We start from the raw sequence: 20,198 nt of genomic DNA, 5'->3' as shown, positions 1-20,198 counted from the left end.
AAATGGAAATTATACTTCGATTGTTGTTCCGCCGTTTAATGGCACTACCCGTTATGATCTTGGGTGTTACAGCTCTTGTCTTCATTGTCCTTCAATTTACACCCGGCGATCCAGCAACTATCGCATTAGGTGAAAGTGCAAGCGAAGCGGCAAAAGAGCTTTATCGTGAAAGTCATGGTTTGAATGATCCAATTATCGTTCAATATTTCCGCTTTTTAGGCAACTTACTGATGCTCGATTTTGGTGTGACAATGCCACCAGAATTACCTATTGGGGAAATGATCAGTAAAGCATTCCCAATCACATTACAACTTACCTTTATCGGTGTTATTTTTGCTGCGATTGTTTCTTTCTCTTTAGGTGTATTAGCCGCACTTTATCGTGACCGCTGGGTTGACCAAGTGATCCGTTTACTTTCTGTTGCCGCGGTTGCAACACCATCATTCTGGCTAGGTATCTTATTAATTCAATGGTTCTCATTAGAACTAGATATTTTGCCATCAGGAGGTTATGTACCTTTCAGTGAAAGCCCCTCTGGTTATGTTCAATCAATGATCCTGCCGTCACTTGCATTAGCTATTCCTGTGTGTGCTTCATTAATTCGAGTTGTACGTACCACAATGGTTGAAGAAATGGACAAAGACTATGTACGTACGGCCATCGGTAATGGCGTACCTTATGCAACAGTAATCCGTCACAACGTATTACGTAATGCATTAATTACACCAGTAACAGTATTAGGTTTACGTGTAGGTTACTTACTTGGTGGTGCGGTCGTTATTGAACAAATTTTCGACTTGCCGGGAATGGGGAAATTAATCTTCAACGGTATCGTTAACCACGACTTACACTTAGTACAAGGGGTGGTACTGACTATCGCATTCACATTCGTGATGGTAAACATCATTGTAGATATTCTTTACTTATTGATTAACCCTAAAATTCGGAGTCTATAATGTTTCGACAAGGTTTGGCGCAGCGCTTAGCTGCAAGTGGTGCAAGATTCCAAGCTCTTTCAGGGGCATCAAAAATTGCGTTAATTTTCTTAGTATTTGTTTCGTTAGTAGCGATCTTTGCACCAGTAATCGCAACTCACGATCCATTAGAAATCATCGCACGTATGCGTCCACCAAGTGGCGAATTCTTATTCGGTACTGACCGTTTAGGGCGTGATATTTTTTCTCGTATTATCTACGGTGCGAAAACCTCATTATTCATTGGTCTAGGTGCGGTCGCTTTTGCAATCTTTTTAGGTAGTATCCTTGGTGCAACAGCAGCAACGGCTGACAAATGGGGTAATGAAATCATTATGCGTTTAATGGATATCTTAATGGCATTCCCTGGTATCGCATTAGCTGCAATTTTACTTGCAACATTTGGTAATACTGTTCCAGTTATCATCATCGCTATCGCAGTGGTTTATACACCGCAATTAGCGCGTGTGGTGCGTGCAAACGTAGTTTCTCAATGGGATGAGGACTATGTACGTGCAGAGCGTGTTATCGGTGGTAGTCGCACTTATATCCTACTCAAACACGTTGTTCGTAACACTGCTGCACCAGTATTAGTATTCGCAACAGTAATGGTTGCCGATGCCATCGTACTTGAAGCATCGCTCTCTTTCTTAGGCGCCGGTGTTCAGCCACCAAATCCATCTTGGGGTAACGTGTTATCTGAAGGTCGTAACATCGTATTAAACGGTGCATGGTGGGCAACAACCTTTGCAGGTTTAATGATTCTCTTAACAGTACTTGCATTAAATATCTTAGCGGAAGGTCTAACTGATGCGTTAGTCAACCCACGTTTAAAAAACAGTAAACAAGGCAAATCTAAACCTGAAGAACGCTTAAGCACAGACGTACAAGAAGCAATGGCAGAAAGTCTTGCATTAAAACGCTATTTGTTGAAATTGCACGAAAAAGAAATTACTCGTACAGACCGTATGCAGTTAGATCCCAATGCAAAACCAATTTTACAAGTGAAAAACTTATCTATCCGTTTCCCAAATCGCTATGGTGAAATCCCATTAGTGGACAATATTAGCTTTACTGTAAATGAAGGGGAAACAATGGGCTTAGTAGGTGAATCAGGTTGTGGTAAATCCATTACAGCATTCTCAATTATGGGCTTACTACCAAAAACTGCGCGAATTACAGGTGAAATCCTCTTTACCGACCGTAGTGGAAAACAACATAACTTGTTAAATTCAACTGAACTTGCATCATTACGTGGTACTGAAATCGCAATGATTTATCAAGACTCATTGAGTGCATTAAACCCATCAATGCGTATTAAAGACCAAATGGCACAGCTAATTAAACGTGGAAGCAAACACACTGCAGAAAAACTCTTAGAGTGGGTACAACTTGATCCAAGCAAAGTGTTAAACCGCTATCCACACGAACTTTCAGGTGGTCAACGTCAACGTGTTGTTATCGCAATGGCATTAACTCGTGAGCCAAAACTGTTAATTGCTGATGAGCCAACAACCGCACTTGACGTAACAGTACAAGCTGAGGTAGTAAAACTACTTAACGAATTACGTGACAAACTAGGTTTTGCAATGGTGTTTGTGAGCCACGATCTTGCATTAGTCGCACAACTTGCGCATCACATCACTGTAATGTACGCAGGTCAAGTCGTTGAAACTGCACCAACTTCATCATTACTTGCAAACCCAACTCACGAATACACACGTGGTTTATTAGGTTCTGTACTTTCAACTGAAGAACGTGCAACACGCCTCTATCAAATTCCTGGTAGTGTACCTTCACCGTATGATTTTGCAGATGGCGACCGATTCGCAAGCCGTTCACTACGACCTGATGCAAATCCAAAACAAAAATTGAAACTTGTACCGGTAGGTGACGATCCTAAACATTTCTGGGCATCACACTTAGTGGGACAACCTGAAGCTGCTACGAGCAAAGAGGTGTAATGTATGAGCAGTATCAAAGTTATTAAAGAACAAAATATCATTGATTTAGAAGATATTGTTGTGCAATTCCCATCAAGAGATGGCTCATTATTTGGACGTAAAAAAATCAACGCATTAAATGGCGTGAACCTCAGCATCAAAGCCGGTGAAACCATCGGCTTAGTTGGGGAGTCTGGTTGTGGTAAATCCACTTTAGCTAACGTGATCATCGGTTTACAAAAGCCAACATCAGGCAATGTAAAATTCAATGGCTTAAAAATGCAATATGGTAGTGCAGAGGCTCGTCGACAATTTGGTCGACAAGTGTCTGTCATTTTCCAAGACCCAGCAACTGCACTTAACCCAAGAATGCGAGTATTAGATATTTTGAAAGATCCAATGGATATTCACAACGTACTACAACCAAGAGAACGTGAAAATCGTGTGTATGAGTTACTTTCTCGTGTGGGGTTACCACGTTCAGCTGCACTTGTTGAACCGACTCGTTTATCCGGTGGGCAAAAACAACGTGTGGCAATAGCTCGTGCATTAGCGTTAAATCCAAAATTGATCGTAGCTGATGAGCCAACATCAGCGTTAGACGTATCGGTACGTGCACAAGTGCTGAACTTGTTAGCAGATTTGAAAAAAGAACTAAATCTTGCAATGGTCTTCATCTCACACGATATCCAAACTGTACGCCAAGTATCAGACCGTATCGTTGTCATGTATGGTGGTCAAATTATGGAAACGGGCACAACGCAGGAAATCTTTGATAATCCTAGCCACGACTACACCAAACGCCTACTCGGCGCTGCTCCATCACTACTCTAAAACTTAGCAAAAATTGACCGCTCTTTCGAGAGCGGTTAATTCTCGGAATCAAGCTATGATAACTCTTCGTATTACCCAAACTGTTAAAACAGATTTATTGATTGTTGGTGGTGGCATTGCAGGATTAAGCTGCGCAGTAGAGGCGCATAAAAAACAAATCCCTCACATTCTCATCACAAAAACACAAATCGGTACGGGTGCTAGCTTTTTCCCTTTAAAAGCAACATTAGGGATTCAAGTCACTGGCGATGAAAGCGATAAAACCCGCTTTATGCAAGATATTCAAGCTGCCGCACAGGGAATGAATAACCCTAAAATTGTCAAAGCATATATTGAAGAGTCACCAAGTGCGGTCAATTTATTGGCAGAAATTGGCTTTCAACCTTGGAAACGTCAAGATAATCGCCCCGCGTGTTTTGCACAATATTCTCGCCCGATTTACTTAATCAAAGATTGGAAAGAAGCTGCCAAACGGGCAAAAGCGATTTTGGCAAAACAACAAACACAAATTTTTGAACAAGCTACTTTGCTACATATTGTCACTGACCAAAATCAGGTACAGGGTGCAGTGTTTATGCAAGCAAATGCGCAAGGTGAACCACAATATATTTTCTGCCAAACATCACAGATTATTTTGGCAAGTGGTGGGATTGCGGGGTTATATAAAGATAATCTTTATCCTGCGGATGTGATTGGCTCAAGCCATTTTATTGCCTTACAAGCTGGGGCGACGTTAACCAATTTAGAATATATCCAATTTATCCCTTCTTTCATTGAACCAAAATACAAAGTCTTGTTTGGTGAACATACGCTAAAATATTGTACAGCAGTGGAAGATGAAAAAGGTAATTCTCTCTTTGAGGAAGTCAGCACTCACGATTTCCAAGCAATGATGAGTCAACGCAGTGCTTATGCACCTTTCTCAGTGGATTTCACTTGTGTCACATTTGATTTAAAAATGATGCAGTACTTAATGGCAAATCCAAATGCTGAAGGTGTTTATTTACGCTATTCATCTGCGCTGTATGAAGATAAAGAAGAATTTTACACAGTCTATTTAGATTGGCTGAAAAATGAAGCGGACATTGATTTATTACGAGATAAAGTGTCTATCGCTCCATTCGCCCACAGTTGTAACGGTGGTATCGAGATCGATGAATATGCACAAAGCCAAGTGAAAGGGCTTTTTGCCGTAGGAGAAATTTCTTCTTGTATTGAGGGGGCAAACCGCTTAGGTGGTAACTCAGTTGGAGGTAGCTTAGTATTTGTTAAACGTGCGATTCAAAAAATTGCAGAAAATCGATCGCACTTTTCCTTCTCTCTTGATGAACAAAGTGCTATTCAACAAGCAGAAACACAACTTAACCAACTCAATAATCAAACGTCTCAAAATGCTTTAAGCGCAAGCCAAGTGCTTAGTCATTTACGCCTAGTGATGAGTAAATTTGCCAATGTATATCGAACGGGCACACATTTGAAACAGCTGCTTGAGCAGCTCATCAACTTAGAGCATCAATTTAACCCATTGGAACAAGCCAAATATCAAGGGATTGAAATCTATTATGCGTTAAAAACAGCGCAACTTTTAGTACGCAGTATGTTAATTAGAGAAGAGAGTCGTGGTGCACATTACCGCGCTGATTTTCCACAAAAAGCCGCAGATACTTACCGTTTACGTGTACGTCTGCACAATGCAGAAATTGTGATTCAAAAACTGGCGGTGGCTGAAACAGAATAAAGTTTGAGGAAAAATCGCGATGTTATCAGACCAAGATATTTTTCAACGCTACTTACAAAAGCGTAGTGAATTTAATAAACCAGCCGAAGTCAGCCTGATCGGTCACTCTCTATTTGATATGTGGGCAGATCAACTGCAAAGCACACCAACACTAAAAGGCAAAAGCGTTGCTAATTTAGGGATCTCAGGTGTCAGCACTAGACAATATTTAGATGTTGTTGTCAATCAAGATCGTATTCAATATTTAGGTCAATACGTCTTTTTATTTTTAGGTGTAAATGACATCTGCAAAGAAAAAGAGTATTCCCCTGTACAAGTGATGGCATGGCTCAATACAATATTAACAAAACTACAAAAAATCGCACCACACTCTCGTTACTATTTACTTGAAGCAACACCTGTCAACAACATAGGTACCGTTACAAATAGACAAATTCACGAACTCAATCATTACTTAAAATCCCATTGTCCTGAAAATGTGATTTATATTCCAACCCAAACTGAATTTTGCGATGACAAGGGTGACTTAAATGCAAATTACTGCACTGACGGGTTACATTTTAATCAAAAAGGTTATCAAATTTTACAACGTATTTTGGAGCAAAATTTATAGTCTTTTTACTAAATAAAATAAGAGGTTTCTTTCGGTCACAAATATGCGACATAGATCGCAAATTTTTATTATTTTAGTTGTTATTTTTTCAATCTAAGATTAATCTATGCCAATTGGAGTCAATCTTCTATTATCAGTTTTAGACTGGAGTTTATATGTCAAAATTATCACACCAACAAGTTTTAGAACAAATTAAATATGGGTTAATTGCTTCTTGCCAACCAGTAGATAATGGGCCAATGGATTCACCTGAAATCGTTGCGGCAATGGCACAAGCATCTGTGATTGGTGGTGCCGCTGGATTGCGTATTGAAGGAATTGAGAACTTAAAAGCGGTGCGTAAAGTTGTGAATGTACCAATCATTGGTATCGTGAAACGTGATTTAAAAGATAGCCCCGTGCGTATTACTCCATTCCTGAAAGATGTCGAAGATCTCGCTGCAGCAGGTGCGGATATTATTGCTTTTGATGGTACAAATCGTGTACGCCCAACCACGATTGAAGAAACGGTAAAACGTATTAAAGAATTAGGCTGTCTAGCAATGGCTGACTGCTCTAACTTTGAAGAAGGTATTTACTGCCAAAAGCTCGGTGTAGAAATTATTGGGAGTACGATGTCTGGTTATACTGGAGGTGAAATACCAACTGAACCGGATTATCAACTTGTTAAAGATTTAAAAGCTGCAGGCTGTCGAGTCATGGCGGAAGGTCGTTATAACACTCCAGAACTTGCCAAAGTAGCAATTGAAATTGGTGCTTACTCTGTTACTGTAGGCTCTGCTTTGACTCGCTTAGAGCATATTGTGAGCTGGTTTGTAGACTCAGTAAAAAAAGCGGAAAAATAGGAGGCGTTATGCGTTGTTTAGCATTAGATATTGGTGGTACTAAAATTGCCTCAGCCCTTGTGGTTGATGGAAAAATTGAGCAACGCCAACAAGTATCAACACCACAAACAGATGCTGTAAATGCAATGCATGATACGCTTACACAGATCTTACAACAATATCAAGGACAATTTGATTATGTTGCGGTGGCTTCAACTGGTATTATTAATAACGGTATTTTAACTGCACTTAACCCAAAGAATTTGGGGGGATTGGCTGAGTTTCCGTTGAAACAAAGTATTGCTCGCCATACAGATAAACCAATAGGTTTACTAAACGATGTGCAAGCTGCCGCTTGTGCTGAATACAAAGATGAAGATAAAAGTGCGGTACAAAATTTTGTTTTTATCACTGTATCGACAGGTGTTGGAGGAGGAATCATTTTAGATCGTCGTTTACTGACTGAACCAAATGGCATCGCAGGTCATATTGGGCATACACTTGCCGATCCAAATGGACCTATTTGCGGTTGTGGTCGAATAGGCTGTGTAGAGGCTGTTGCAGCAGGACGTGCAATTGAAGCAGTCTCTAAACAATGGAATCCACCTTGTAGCCCAAAAGAAGCCTTTGAGCTATTTAGAAAAAATGATGAAAAAGCGACCGCACTTATTCAACGCTCAGCAAAGGCCATTGCAAATTTGATTGCCGATTTAGTGATTGGTTTAGATGTGCAAAAAGTTGTTGTTGGCGGAAGCGTTGGTTTAGCCGTGGGCTACTTACCTTTAGTAAAAAAATACTTAAACGAAATGCCACATTTTTATCATTGCCAAGTTGAACAAGCCCATTATGGTCAAGATGCAGGATTAATTGGTGCAGCTTGGTGGGTGAACGATTGTTTACAGCAAGGGATAAGTTTGAAATAGGAGAATATTATGTTTATTGGTGATTTAACCCGTGATGACTTTAGATTGGGACTCCCTAAAGTCATTATCAATGTTTGTGAACATTTGAAAACATTAGACTTACTTTCACTGGAAACAGGTCGTCACGATATTACCGATCAAATCTATATGAATGTGATGGCATTTGATACTGCCGCACCTGAAACTAAACAAGCTGAGTTACATCGTAAATATATTGATGTTCAAGTGCTTATTTCTGGGCAAGAAAATATTGAATATAGTGTTGTCTATCCAATACTCACGAACTACACCGAGTATGATGAAAAAGACGATTATCAACTCACTCCAGAAATTGAGCATAAGAGTACATTAACACTGAAACCAAATATGTTTGCGGTGTTCTTACCATATGAACCACATAAACCAGGTTGTAATGTCAATCACGAGGTCGTTAGCCTGAAAAAACTTGTAGTAAAAGTACCTGTCGAATTGTTGTGATTCTAGCGTACTTTTAAGGAGCTTTTTATGTTAGTTAGTGGAAAAATTTTAGATACAATTGGGGCGCTACACGATAGCTTAACCAAAACAGAAAAAAGAATCGCAGCAACGATTCTTGCATCACCAGATCTACTCAGTCAATCTTCGCTTTCTGATATTGCAAAGCACCTGGATGTGGGTGAGGCTACATTTATCCGTTTTTGCCGAACCCTAGGATTTAGAGGATTCACTGACTTCAAATTAGAACTCGCTATTGAATTAGCGACAAAAGAAAAACAATACAACTCTTTACTTGATACCGATATTTCTGTTTCTGATGATCCAAGAAGTATTGCTGCAAAATTACAAAGTGCGGTAACAAATGTTATCGCAGAAACTGTCAACTTATTAGATTTTAATGAGTTAGAAAAAGTCGTCAAAATTATGATGAATGCAAAACGTATCTTCTTATTTGGTGTGGGATCTTCTGGTATTACTGCGGAAGATGCCAAAAATAAGTTTATGCGAATAGGCTTACAAGTTGACTCAACATCTAATAATCACTTTATGTATATGCAAGCAGCTCTTATGCAGGAAGGCGATGTCGTTATTGGTATTAGTCATTCGGGTTACTCTAAAGAAGTTATCCAAGCACTCAATATTGCTAAAAAGAATGAGGCAACAACTGTTGCCATTACATATAACCTACGTTCGCCAATCACCCATGCTGCAGACCATGTACTCATCAATGGAAATCGTCAAGGGCAATTACAAGGTGATTCTATGGGAACAAAAATCGCACAGCTTTTTGTCTTAGATTTGATTTACACTTTAATTGTCCAAGCAACTGAAGATAAAGCAACTAAAACGAAGCAAAAGACAGTTAATGTCATTTTAGAACAACGTGTTAAATAACACATTTACAGGAGTATCCAATGAAAAACTTAAAAGGTATCTTCAGTGCATTGTTAGTTTCTTTCAACGCTGATGGTTCAATAAACGAAAAAGGCCTACGTGAAATCGTTCGTTATAATATCGACAAAATGAAAGTAGATGGTCTTTATGTTGGTGGTAGTACGGGTGAAAACTTTATGCTTTCAACAGAAGAGAAAAAAGAAATCTTCCGTATTGCAAAAGATGAAGCAAAAGATCAAATCGCATTAATTGCACAAGTAGGTAGTGTTAACTTACAAGAAGCCATTGAATTAGGAAAATACGCAACAGAGTTAGGCTATGATAGCCTATCCGCCGTCACACCTTTCTACTACAAATTCAGTTTTCCAGAAATCAAGCACTACTACGATAGCATTATTGAAGCAACGGGCAACTACATGATCGTTTACTCTATTCCATTCTTAACAGGTGTAAACATTGGTGTTGAACAATTTGGTGAGCTTTATAAAAACCCTAAAGTATTAGGTGTGAAATTTACAGCGGGTGATTTCTATCTATTAGAACGCTTGAAAAAAGCTTATCCAAATCACTTAATTTGGGCTGGTTTCGATGAAATGATGTTACCTGCAGCAGCCTTAGGTGTCGATGGTGCAATCGGCAGTACCTTTAATGTAAACGGTGTTCGTGCACGTCAAATTTTTGAATTAACACAAGCAGGCAAGTTAAAAGAAGCACTTGAAATTCAACATGTCACTAACGATTTAATCGAAGGTATTTTATCTAATGGTTTATACCTAACAATTAAAGAGTTATTAAAACTTGATGGTGTTGAATCTGGCTATTGCCGTGAACCAATGACAAAAGAATTAACACCAGAGAAAGTGGCTTTCGCAAAAGAATTAAAAGCCAAATACCTTTCTTAATTTGTCAAAAACTGACCGCACTTAAGTATAAAAAAGTACGTTATTTCCTATATAAAAAACCGCTTAAACTTTTATTTAAGCGGTTTTCTTTTTACTTAACGATAAGGTTCTGACCAATCTAAGAAAGTTTGCTCATCAATAACTTGTACATTCAACTCATTTGCTTTTGTCAGTTTAGATCCTGCGCTCTCACCTGCTATCACTAAATCTGTTTTCGCCGATACACTACCACTCACTTTAGCTCCTAAACGTTGCAATAATGCTTTCGCTTCTGTCCGCCCCATTTGAGTTAAAGTACCAGTCAAAACTATAGTTTTCTCTTTAAACGGATTGTCATTTGCTTCTGTAATCTCAACCGCATCCCAATGAATACCCTGTGCTAATAGGTCATCAACAACCTCAACATTATGTGGCTCACGCCAGAATACAAAAATACGATTAGCAACCACTTCTCCAACATCTTGAACTTGCTGTAATTGTTCAAGAGTTGCTTCTTTTAATGCGGTTAATGTTTTGAAATAATTTGCTAAGTTCAACGCAGTCGCCTCACCCACTTCGCGAATACCCAAGGCAAAAATAAAACGAGCTAACGTCGTTTTTTTCGCTTTTTCTAAACTATCTAATGCATTTTGTGCAGATTTTGGTCCCATGCGTTCTAAACGCATTAATGTAGTCAGATCTAACTTAAATAAATCTGCTGGTGTATGAATTTGTTCACGATCGACTAATTGCTCGATAAGTTTAGCACCAACGCCATCAATATCCATTGCTTTGCGAGAAACAAAATGTTTTAGTGCTTCTTTCCGTTGTGCTGCACAAAATAAACCACCTGTACAGCGTGCAACAGCCTCACCTTCAATACGCACGATAATAGAATCACACACTGGGCAATTTGATGGGAATTCAATCTTTTTAGCATCAGCAGGACGTTTTTCATGCACAACACCTATAATTTGAGGGATCACATCACCCGCACGACGAATGATCACGGTATCACCAATTGCAACATCTAAGCGAGCAATTTCATCGCCATTATGTAAAGTCGCATTACTTACTGTCACCCCCGCTACAAACACAGGGGCTAATTTTGCCACAGGCGTAATTGCGCCTGTTCTGCCCACCTGAAATTCCACATCATTAAGCACGGTTAATTCTTCTTGGGCAGGGAATTTATAGGCAATTGCCCAGCGTGGTGCTTTTGAAATAAATCCAAGTTCTTGTTGTAACGCTATCTCATTGATTTTTAATACTGTTCCATCAATATCGTAACCTAAATCGCTGCGTTTTTTCATAATAGTGCGGTAAAAATCCAGCACATTTTCAATACCATCACAAAGCTGAATTTCATTATTAACTGGAATACCAATCGACTTTAACCATTGTAAACGTTCAAAATGCGTCACTGGTAATTCAACACCTTCCGCAATGCCAATACTATAAGCATTTAATACCAAAGGGCGCTGGCTTGTGATTTTAGGATCAAGCTGGCGTAACGAACCCGCTGCAGCATTACGAGGATTAGCAAACGTTTTTTCGCCTTTAATGAGAGCTTGCTCATTAAGAGCCTCAAACCCAGCTTGTGGCATAAAGACCTCACCACGTACTTCTAAGCGTCCAGGCGGATTATCCATTAATAATTGCAATGGAATGTTACGAATAGTACGAATATTTGAGGTAATATCTTCCCCCGTTGTACCATCCCCACGCGTCGCTGCTTGTACAAGTTTACCATCGACATACAAAATACTCACAGCTAATCCATCAAGTTTTGGTTCACAACAAAAAGTCAACTGCTTAGGTAAGACCAATAAACGATCTTGAATACGTTTCACAAAAGCTTTGAACTCATCATCAGAAAATACGTTATCTAATGATAGCATTGGAATTTCATGAGTTACTTGAGCAAACCCAGATAAAGGCTTTGCTCCAACACGTTGCGTCGGTGAGTCTTCGGTAATAAATTGTGGGTATTCTCGCTCTAGTTTCTTCAATTGATGAAACAAACGGTCATACTCCGCATCAGGAACTGTTGGATTATCTAACACATGGTATTGATATTCATAACGACGTAAAGTCTTGCGTAATTGTTCCATCTCGAATTGAATTGGCTCACTCATATAATATCCTGATCTAAAATCTTCATAATAGGTTTCATCGTTTAAAATCGATGTCAATTTTACAATATTTTTTAACTAACGCCTATCAAAGTAAGATTTACACTTATCACTTCAATCAAAGAACAACTCAGAAATATATATTATTATAAAAAATAAAATCTATCTTAATAAAAAAAACAAATAATGAAATAATTCACTTTAATTATAAATTAAATCAATCTCTCTTTTATTTTAAATAAAAATAGAACAAATACTTATTCTATTTAACACCATAGTTGAATATTATTTAATCACAATAAACTTGATTTTTATTTTGTAAAGAAATGTCAATATTGGATTTTCTTGTATCATTTTTAAGCAAATAAGCGTTATAATGCCACAAATTAATTTTTAAAATGATTAACCAATTTTTAATATTAAAATAGGATAACTTTATGAAGATTCGATACGCTACCCTTCCTTTAGCGTCATTAATTTTTCTCTATTCAAATTATTCTATTTCTAATATGCAAACTATTAATGAATGTAGAAATGGATGTTCAACAGTCAATAATACTCTTGATACACTCAAATCCGATCTCAATAATTCGCATAATGGAAATAGTCTAGCTAATACTTCCCTTTTAGCAGCAAATGTAGTTGATATGCAACTCCCAGAGCTAAATAGACTCACGATGAGCTCATTGTTAAAAGAAACAATGGGAAGTGTAAACTTGGGTATAGACAAATTACTTACTCCATCAGCAAATCAGGTCATAAATAATAAAAAAGTTTCTAAAACGCCTGACAATATCAGCGAGAGACCAAGAAGTGCTTTTCGTCGAGCGGCAGCGAACAATACTAATACTTTGGACAAAGAAAATGTAGTTACAGCTGATGCAAGCCCAATAGTTGCAAATGTAAATAATATTTTATCTGCTGCAGAAACCTCTCTAGAAGTTATTCCATCCCCATTGGCAGAGGTAGCTGTAGCAAATGAAGTATCAGAGAATCCTGAGGTTGTTCCTCAACCTATGCCTATACCGAAGCCAGAAAAACCTAAAGCACCAGAAATGCCTAAAGTGATAGAACCTCGCTATAATGCAGCTATGGCAAGTTACGCAAGCAATCTTTATGCTGCTAATAATATGTTCAGTATCACTCTTAGTGAACGCTTAGGGATAACCAACTTCTATCGTCAACATGACTTGCCGGGAATTTGGATTAAAGCGACTAAAGGTAGAGCGCATCATAAAATGAGCAATGGCTCAACACACTTAAGCTCAAAAAATTACTCTATTGTATTAGGTGAAGATCGCGAAGTGAATTATACCTCTAAAGTAGGTTATATCTTAGGATATGCGCAGCAAACTTCGACTATTTCAGCCGATAAAGATTCTGCTTCTGCAAAAGTAAAAGGTTACTCTGTGGGTGCTTATTATGCTTGGCAAAAAGATGATTCTAGTAAATCAGGTCTATTCGTGAATAGCTGGTTACAATATCAATGGTTTAAAAACGAAATTAACTCACCTGAAAGTAAAGCTAACTACACATCAAAAGGCTTTACAGCCTCTGTTGAAACTGGATATCACTTACCTCTTACTGAATATCGAGTAGATAGTTTAGAAAGACACCGTATTAGTGTACAGCCCCAGATGCAAATTACTTGGCAAGGTGTAAAACCAAAGAACTATATTGATAGTGCTGGTACCACATTTGTAGGTTTTGGTCACGGAAATATCCAAACTAAAATTGGTACAAAATTATTACTTGATAGCCATGTAAGCCGTTCTAAAATCAATATTAAACCTTACGTTGAAATAAATTTAGTTCATAATTCAAAAGACTTCGGCACCTATGTTAATGGTCGCCGTAAAGCTATTGAGGGAACAAAACGTTTTGTAGAGTACAACACAGGTATTGAAGCGAAAGTCGGTCCAAATATGCAAATGTGGGCAACGGTTGGACAACGTAGAAGTAAACAAGCGTATAAAGAAACGCAAGTTCAAGTCGGCTTTAAAGTAACCTTCTAATATCTACAGACCATAAGCATAAATAAAAGTGCGGTAAAATTTCTCAGAATTTTACCGCACTTTTGTGTATTTTAATATTTTGCTGGAAACAAACCTATTCAAACCAAATTAAAGATGCCATTCGCCCCGTTTGCTTTTCTCGTCGATAAGAAAAAAACTTATCTTGTTCCTTGAATGTACAATGCTCTCCACCACTAATTTTAGTAATTCCCAAACGATTTAGGCGTTGTGTTGCTAACAAATATAAATTGCCAAGATATTTGTTTGGCTCGCTTGGATCCAACGTAAAGGCACATTCTGCTTCTGGTTGCTGTGCAATAAATTGCTCAACTACTTCTTTACCAACTTGAAACTTTTCAGGTCCGATTGCAGGTCCTAGCCATGCCATAATTAGTGAAGACTCACATTTAAATTCAGCAATTGTTTTCTCTAAGATACCATCACATAATCCCCGCCAACCGGCGTGTGCTGCAGCGACCTCATTGCCTGCTTTATTGGTAAATAACACAGGTAAACAGTCAGCAGTCATAACCAAGCAAACTTGATTCGGCTGATCAGTATAAACAGCATCAGCTTCAATTTGGTTCTCATTTGAAGACAAACGCAATACGTTAGTACTATGAGTTTGATTTAAAAAGGTAGGATACTGTGGCAGACTGAATCGCTCGACTAACAAAGTGCGGTTAACTTTGACCGCATTTTTATCATCATTAACGTGATCGCCTAAATTAAAGCTATCAAAAGGTGGTTTACTCACACCACCTTCTCTTAAAGTACTCCACGCATGAACACCTTGTGGTGCTTGCCAATTGGGTTTGATAGCTTTCATTGCAGTTCCTTAATAGTCTAATTCGTCTTTATGTAGCAAGTAATCAGCTTTTAATGCCTCGACTAGCTGTATGAAATCCTCTGGTAATGGTGCATACCACTCCATCATTTCACCTGTAATTGGGTGTTTTAAGCGTAACATAATTGCGTGTAATGCTTGGCGTTTAAAATCACGCAATACTGCCATAAATTCTTCACTCGCATTTTTCGGAGGACGAGGACGACCACCATAGGTTTGATCACCTAATAATGGGTGAGCAATATGCGCCATATGAACACGAATTTGGTGAGTACGTCCTGTTTCTAAACGTAAACGTAAACGCGTGTAATTACGGAAACGCTCCATAATACGGTAATGGGTAATCGCAGGTTTGCCCATTGGATGAACGGCCATTTGGGTACGTTTAGTTGGGTGACGAGCCATTGGCTGATCCACCATGCCACCTTTCGTCATAATGCCACTTGCGATCGCCTCGTATTCACGCGTAATTTTGCGTTTTTGTAAGTCTCGGACTAACTTAGTTTGCGCAGGAATAGTTTTCGCAATCACCATTAAACCAGTAGTGTCTTTATCTAAACGATGCACAATCCCTGCACGAGGCACTTCCGCAATTTGTGGATAATGATACAGCAATGCATTGAGTACTGTGCCAGTTGGATTTCCTGCACCAGGGTGTACCACAAAATCTTTAGGCTTATTGATCACTAAAATATCATCATCTTCATACACAATATTCAAAGGTAAATTCTCAGGCATAAAGCGGCTATCTTCTTCAATTTCTACCGTAATTTCAATTTGCTCACCACCATACACTTTAGCACGAGGTAGGATCACCACTTCACCATTGACCAAAACAAGCTCGTCTTCTATCCAAGTTTTTAAGCGCGAACGTGAATAATCTGGGAACAATTCCGCCAAAGTTTGGTCTAAACGTTGCCCCATTTGAGATAGCTGAACTTCAGCCGACAAGGTAATTTGTGCCATAAATAAAAAAATCCGTTAATGAAGTTTGCTTATTTAATAATGTTATATACAATATTAAGATTAAGTTATTGTAACTCATTTATCATTGCTCGTAAAAATAAGGATTATCCAATGCGTAAATTAAAATCGTTCACCCTTATTGCTTTAACCGCATTAGCTGTAACAGCTTGCTCAAGCTCCAATAATGAGGTTGAACAACGCCCAGAAGAAGAACTCTATAATGCGGGTCAAACTTACTTACAAGATGGTGATTATTCACAATCTATCCGTTACTTAGAAGCTGTCCGTAACCGTTTCCCTGGCAGTAGCCACAGCGAACAAGCTCTTCTGAATTTAATTTTTGCGAACTATAAAACACAAGATTACACAAAAACATTGGTGTACGCAGATCGTTTCTTACAAGAATATCCACAAAGCTCTCACTTAGATTATGTACTTTATATGGCAGGTTTAACCAACTCTGCATTGGGTGATAACTATATTCAAGACTTATTTGGTGTAGATCGTGCAACTCGTGAAAATAGCTCAATTAAAGCTGCATTTGCTAACTTCCAAACATTAGTGCAACACTTCCCAAACAGCCCTTATGCAAAAGATGCGTTAGCGCGTATGGTATATATTAAAGCAAGCCTTGCTCGCCACGAATTATCTATTGCAAAATTCTATGCAAAACGCGATGCGCATATTGCGGTCGCAAACCGTGTAGTGGGAATGTTGCAACAATATCCAGATACACAAGCCACCCACGAAGCATTACCATTAATGCAACAGGCTTACGAAAAAATGAATTTAACGGATTTAGCAGCACAAACAGCGAAAATCATTGAAGCAAATAAAGATAAACAATTTACTGAAGTTGAAAAACCAGCAGATCCGAAAGTATTACCACAATAATAAATGATTGGAATAAGGTAGGGTAAGCGAATGCTTGCCCTATTTTTTTATCCTACAAAAATATGAGCAAGCGGTATATCCCAACTTTCCGTTGGTAAGGACTCAATCTCTTGGCATTTATGGGCAAGCCCTACTGGTAAAAATAATTTCTGCTGCCAATTTTGCAAAGTGCGATCATAAAAGCCACCGCCCATTCCTAACCTATTTCCTGCCTTATCAAACGCTACAAGTGGTGTAAAGATCATATCTAATTCAGATAAAGGCAACACGTTTTGTACATTCAATTGTGGCTCAAAAATACCAAATTTATTTTGACACATTGCGGTCTCTGGCAAATAACGTAAAAACAATAAATGCCCGGCACAAAATGGATGTAGAACAGGTAAATAAACAGATTTACCTTGTGCCCAAAGTGCATCTATCAAACCTCGTGTAGAAATCTCTCCATCAAAAGCTAAATAGAGTGCAATATGTTGCGCATTGTGCTTTTCAATGAATGCTAAGGCTTGTTGAGTAATCGAATTTTCAGCTTGAGCTTGTTCAAGTGCGGTCAATTTTTGACGATTTTGCCTGATTTTTTGACGGATTTGCTGACGAAGTTGAGAAGTGTTTTTCATAAAACATTAAAAGAAAGAAGAACCCGAGATGCCGCTGTAAGTGCCAGTCCTTGAACCCAACGGTTCAAGGGAATCGGTTATAATCATTTTTAGGCTTCTTAGTAAAACTAAGCATGCTCACCAACAATTAGAAACCAATTCATAAAAATAAAAGTATCGGCTCAGGGACATAACCTACTGGCGAACACCTCAGGTAAACTTTACTCTATACTAACGTAATTTAGGGATATTGACTAGTGCTAATTCCATTCCACAAACGACATTACATCTAACCGCAGATTAACTGTGCGATTTCGGCGTCAAAATGGTATCAAGGGAATGGTCAAGTTGTTCAATACGCGTCTTCAACACATTTTCAATGGAGATATTTTTTTGCTTCTCTTGCATTAATTCATAACTCAAATTTAATGCAACAACAGCTAAGACTCTATCTAATTGTAAAATACCTGTACGTTCTTTCATTTCCGACACGCGTAAATCAAGTTCTTTTGCAGCTTGTCGTAAGGAATCGTGTTGTTCTTCTGGACAATTTAAACGTAACACCTGTCCCAATACAGGTACTTCAATACTTTTAGACGACATCTTGCCTCCACAATGCATAATTATTTTGTAGATTATTATGCCATAGCTAAAAAAATCCGTCTAATTATTGGTTGCATAGCGTGAGAGTGGTAAACTGAACACAATTTATTATGAAATTAACTAAGGGTAAAAGTATGCCGTCGTATTCCGACTTTTCTCAACAATTAAAAAATTCTGGCATTGCCGTTTCTGCTGCAGAATTACACGGTTTTCTCAGTGGGTTAATCTGTGGTGGAATTAACGATCAAAGTTGGCTACCACTTTTATATCAATTCACCAATGAAAACCATGCCTACCCGACCACACTCTTATCTGAAGTTACTAAAATTCACCAACATATTAGTAAAAAACTCGCAGATATTGACGGTTTTGATTTTCAATTATGGCTACCAGAAAATGAGGATGATATTTTTGCACGTGCAGATGCACTCTCTGAGTGGGCAAACCATTTTTTACTTGGTTTAGGCCTAGCACAACCAAAATTGGATAAAGAAAAAGGTGATATTGGTGAAGCCTTAGATGATTTACACGATATTTGCCAACTTGGATACGATGAAAGTGATGAAAAAGAAGAACTCAGCGAAGCATTAGAAGAAATTATCGAGTATGTACGCACTATTGCTTGCTTGTTGTTCTCACATTTCCAACCTCAAACGGAACAAAAACCAGTGCTACATTAATCTGTAATTTAAAGGGGATGAAAAAATGGATTTAGCCTATATGGCAAGTTTGCCACAAGAGGAATTTATTTCACGCCGAGTGCGTGTTTTTGAACAAATGCAAGATAATTCTGCATTCATTCTTTTCTCAGAAATTGAACATCGTCGCAGCAATGATTGCAGTTTTCCTTTCCGTCAAGACAGCTATTTTTGGTATTTAACTGGATTCAATGAACCAAATTCGATTTTTATTTTAACCAAAAAACAAGGTCAGGCACACACGAGTATTTTTGTTCGCCCTTCCGACCCGCTTTTAGAAACTTGGAACGGCCGCCGTTTAGGTGTGGATAACGCCCCAGCTAAATTACAAATTGATAGTGCATTTTCAATTGATGAATTTGCAGTAGAACTGCCAAAAATTTTAGCAAATACGACCGCTCTTTATCACACAAAAGATCTTCATACTTGGGCAGATGCACTGCTTACAAAAAGTACGGTAGATTTAGAAAAAGTTTTATCATGGAAAGAAATGCTTGATGAAATGCGTCTTTTCAAATCAAAAAATGAAGTCGCATTAATGCAACAAGCAGGGCAAATTTCTGCGCTTGCGCATATTCGAGCGATGCAAAAAATGCGCCCAAATCGAATGGAATATGAAATTGAAGGCGAATTATTACACGAATTCAACCGTTTTGGCGCACGTGCCGCTGCCTATAATTCAATTGTCGCAGGCGGAGAAAATGCTTGTATTCTGCATTACACTGAAAATGATATGCCACTCAAAGACGGCGAACTTGTGTTAATTGATGCGGGTTGTGAATTTGCAATGTATGCAGGCGATATTACTCGTACTTTCCCTGTGAATGGTAAATTCAGCCCGGCACAACGTGAAATTTATGAGATTGTGTTAAAAGCGCAAAAACGTGCAATTGAATTACTCATTCCTGGTAACTCTATTCAACAAGCCAACGATGAAGTGGTCCGAATTAAAGTAGAAGGCTTAGTCAAACTAGGTATCCTAAAAGGTGATGTGGACGAACTTATTGAAAATGAAGCCCATCGCCAATTCTATATGCATGGATTAGGCCACTGGCTCGGAATGGACGTTCACGATGTGGGTAGTTACAGTAAAGATCAGCACAATAACAACCGCAATAGTAAGGTGCGTGATCGTCCATTAGAAATTGGGATGGTACTAACAGTAGAACCAGGTCTTTATATTTCTGAAAAAGCTGATGTGCCAGAGCAATACAAAGGTATTGGTGTGAGAATTGAGGATAATCTGCTTATCACTGAATACGGCAATAAAAATTTAACTTCAGCTGTGCCAAAAGAAGTCGAAGACATAGAAAAACTGATGGCAAATCGATAAAAGGATACTA

The 20,198-nt window shown here is 38.4% G+C and carries 19 protein-coding genes and 1 other RNA gene; 14 read left to right on the top strand and 6 right to left on the bottom strand.

What is annotated here, in order from left to right; all coding sequences use genetic code 11:
- Positions 1-2 precede the first annotated feature (2 nt).
- The 10 genes from CKV78_RS10020 to nanA all read left to right on the top strand — a co-directional run bounded on the left by CKV78_RS10020 (position 3) and on the right by nanA (position 10,122).
- Entirely contained in the window at positions 3-956 is a 954-nt protein-coding gene (locus CKV78_RS10020) for an ABC transporter permease (RefSeq protein ID WP_032855652.1), read from the top strand.
- Positions 956-2,938: a dipeptide/oligopeptide/nickel ABC transporter permease/ATP-binding protein gene (locus CKV78_RS10015; protein ID WP_005764832.1), complete on the top strand. Its 1,983-nt coding sequence runs from the start codon at positions 956-958 to the stop codon at positions 2,936-2,938. The genes CKV78_RS10020 and CKV78_RS10015 overlap by 1 nt, the downstream gene beginning before the upstream one ends.
- 3 nt (positions 2,939-2,941) lie before the next feature.
- Positions 2,942-3,751, top strand: coding sequence for an ATP-binding cassette domain-containing protein (locus CKV78_RS10010; protein ID WP_005764830.1), 810 nt, complete (start codon positions 2,942-2,944; stop codon positions 3,749-3,751).
- Positions 3,752-3,806: 55 nt separating this feature from the next.
- Entirely contained in the window at positions 3,807-5,489 is a 1,683-nt protein-coding gene (locus CKV78_RS10005; RefSeq protein WP_005764828.1) for an FAD-binding protein, read from the top strand.
- A gap of 19 nt (positions 5,490-5,508) precedes the next feature.
- Positions 5,509-6,102, top strand: a complete 594-nt coding sequence (locus tag CKV78_RS10000; protein ID WP_005764827.1) for an SGNH/GDSL hydrolase family protein — start codon at positions 5,509-5,511, stop codon at positions 6,100-6,102.
- Positions 6,103-6,257: 155 nt separating this feature from the next.
- Entirely contained in the window at positions 6,258-6,947 is a 690-nt protein-coding gene (locus CKV78_RS09995; RefSeq protein WP_005764825.1) for an N-acetylmannosamine-6-phosphate 2-epimerase, read from the top strand.
- 8 nt (positions 6,948-6,955) lie between these two features.
- On the top strand, positions 6,956-7,849 hold the full coding sequence (locus CKV78_RS09990) for an N-acetylmannosamine kinase (RefSeq protein ID WP_005764823.1): 894 nt from the start codon (positions 6,956-6,958) through the stop codon (positions 7,847-7,849).
- 9 nt (positions 7,850-7,858) lie between these two features.
- Complete coding sequence (gene nanQ, locus CKV78_RS09985; protein WP_005764821.1) at positions 7,859-8,326, top strand: N-acetylneuraminate anomerase; 468 nt, start codon at positions 7,859-7,861, stop codon at positions 8,324-8,326.
- A 27-nt stretch (positions 8,327-8,353) separates the two neighbouring features.
- On the top strand, positions 8,354-9,220 hold the full coding sequence (locus CKV78_RS09980) for a MurR/RpiR family transcriptional regulator (protein WP_005764819.1): 867 nt from the start codon (positions 8,354-8,356) through the stop codon (positions 9,218-9,220).
- Positions 9,221-9,240: 20 nt separating this feature from the next.
- Positions 9,241-10,122, top strand: a complete 882-nt coding sequence (gene nanA, locus CKV78_RS09975; RefSeq protein WP_005764817.1) for an N-acetylneuraminate lyase — start codon at positions 9,241-9,243, stop codon at positions 10,120-10,122.
- A gap of 95 nt (positions 10,123-10,217) precedes the next feature.
- Here the strand turns inward: nanA and ligA are convergent, their stop codons facing one another.
- Positions 10,218-12,239, bottom strand: coding sequence for an NAD-dependent DNA ligase LigA (gene ligA, locus CKV78_RS09970; protein WP_005764815.1), 2,022 nt, complete (start codon positions 12,237-12,239; stop codon positions 10,218-10,220).
- A 434-nt stretch (positions 12,240-12,673) separates the two neighbouring features.
- Between ligA and CKV78_RS09965 the strand changes: the two genes are divergently transcribed.
- On the top strand, positions 12,674-14,251 hold the full coding sequence (locus CKV78_RS09965) for an autotransporter outer membrane beta-barrel domain-containing protein (protein ID WP_081442242.1): 1,578 nt from the start codon (positions 12,674-12,676) through the stop codon (positions 14,249-14,251).
- Between the two features lie 94 nt (positions 14,252-14,345).
- Here CKV78_RS09965 and pgeF read toward each other — a convergent pair whose 3' ends face one another.
- On the bottom strand, positions 14,346-15,080 hold the full coding sequence (gene pgeF, locus CKV78_RS09960; protein ID WP_005764811.1) for a peptidoglycan editing factor PgeF: 735 nt from the start codon (positions 15,078-15,080) through the stop codon (positions 14,346-14,348).
- Positions 15,081-15,089: 9 nt separating this feature from the next.
- A complete protein-coding gene (gene rluD / locus CKV78_RS09955; protein ID WP_005764808.1) occupies positions 15,090-16,064 on the bottom strand; it encodes a 23S rRNA pseudouridine(1911/1915/1917) synthase RluD in 975 nt (324 codons plus the stop codon).
- Positions 16,065-16,175: 111 nt separating this feature from the next.
- Here rluD and CKV78_RS09950 point away from each other — a divergent pair, with 111 nt between their 5' ends.
- The gene (locus CKV78_RS09950; RefSeq protein ID WP_032855650.1) at positions 16,176-16,958 is read left to right on the top strand and encodes an outer membrane protein assembly factor BamD; all 783 of its coding nucleotides are present in this window, start codon (positions 16,176-16,178) and stop codon (positions 16,956-16,958) included.
- A gap of 47 nt (positions 16,959-17,005) precedes the next feature.
- Here CKV78_RS09950 and CKV78_RS09945 read toward each other — a convergent pair whose 3' ends face one another.
- The 3 genes from CKV78_RS09945 to CKV78_RS09935 all read right to left on the bottom strand — a co-directional run bounded on the left by CKV78_RS09945 (position 17,006) and on the right by CKV78_RS09935 (position 18,157).
- Complete coding sequence (locus CKV78_RS09945) at positions 17,006-17,575, bottom strand: 5-formyltetrahydrofolate cyclo-ligase (protein ID WP_005764803.1); 570 nt, start codon at positions 17,573-17,575, stop codon at positions 17,006-17,008.
- A 16-nt stretch (positions 17,576-17,591) separates the two neighbouring features.
- Positions 17,592-17,774: non-coding RNA, 6S RNA (gene ssrS, locus CKV78_RS09940), on the bottom strand.
- An 80-nt stretch (positions 17,775-17,854) separates the two neighbouring features.
- Positions 17,855-18,157, bottom strand: coding sequence for a cell division protein ZapA (locus tag CKV78_RS09935; protein ID WP_032855649.1), 303 nt, complete (start codon positions 18,155-18,157; stop codon positions 17,855-17,857).
- 134 nt (positions 18,158-18,291) lie between these two features.
- Here CKV78_RS09935 and CKV78_RS09930 point away from each other — a divergent pair, with 134 nt between their 5' ends.
- Both CKV78_RS09930 and pepP read left to right on the top strand, forming a co-directional pair.
- Positions 18,292-18,837 (top strand): YecA/YgfB family protein, encoded by a 546-nt coding sequence (locus tag CKV78_RS09930; RefSeq protein ID WP_032855648.1) that lies wholly within the window; start codon positions 18,292-18,294, stop codon positions 18,835-18,837.
- Positions 18,838-18,862: 25 nt separating this feature from the next.
- Entirely contained in the window at positions 18,863-20,188 is a 1,326-nt protein-coding gene (gene pepP / locus CKV78_RS09925; protein WP_005764797.1) for a Xaa-Pro aminopeptidase, read from the top strand.
- The last annotated feature ends 10 nt before the right edge of the window (positions 20,189-20,198 follow it).

Origin of the sequence: Pasteurella dagmatis (genome assembly GCF_900186835.1) — a bacterium.
Taxonomy (GTDB): Bacteria; Pseudomonadota; Gammaproteobacteria; order Enterobacterales; family Pasteurellaceae; genus Pasteurella; species Pasteurella dagmatis.
Note: the sequence above shows the minus strand (reverse complement) of the source record. Positions and strands in the feature narration are given on the sequence as shown.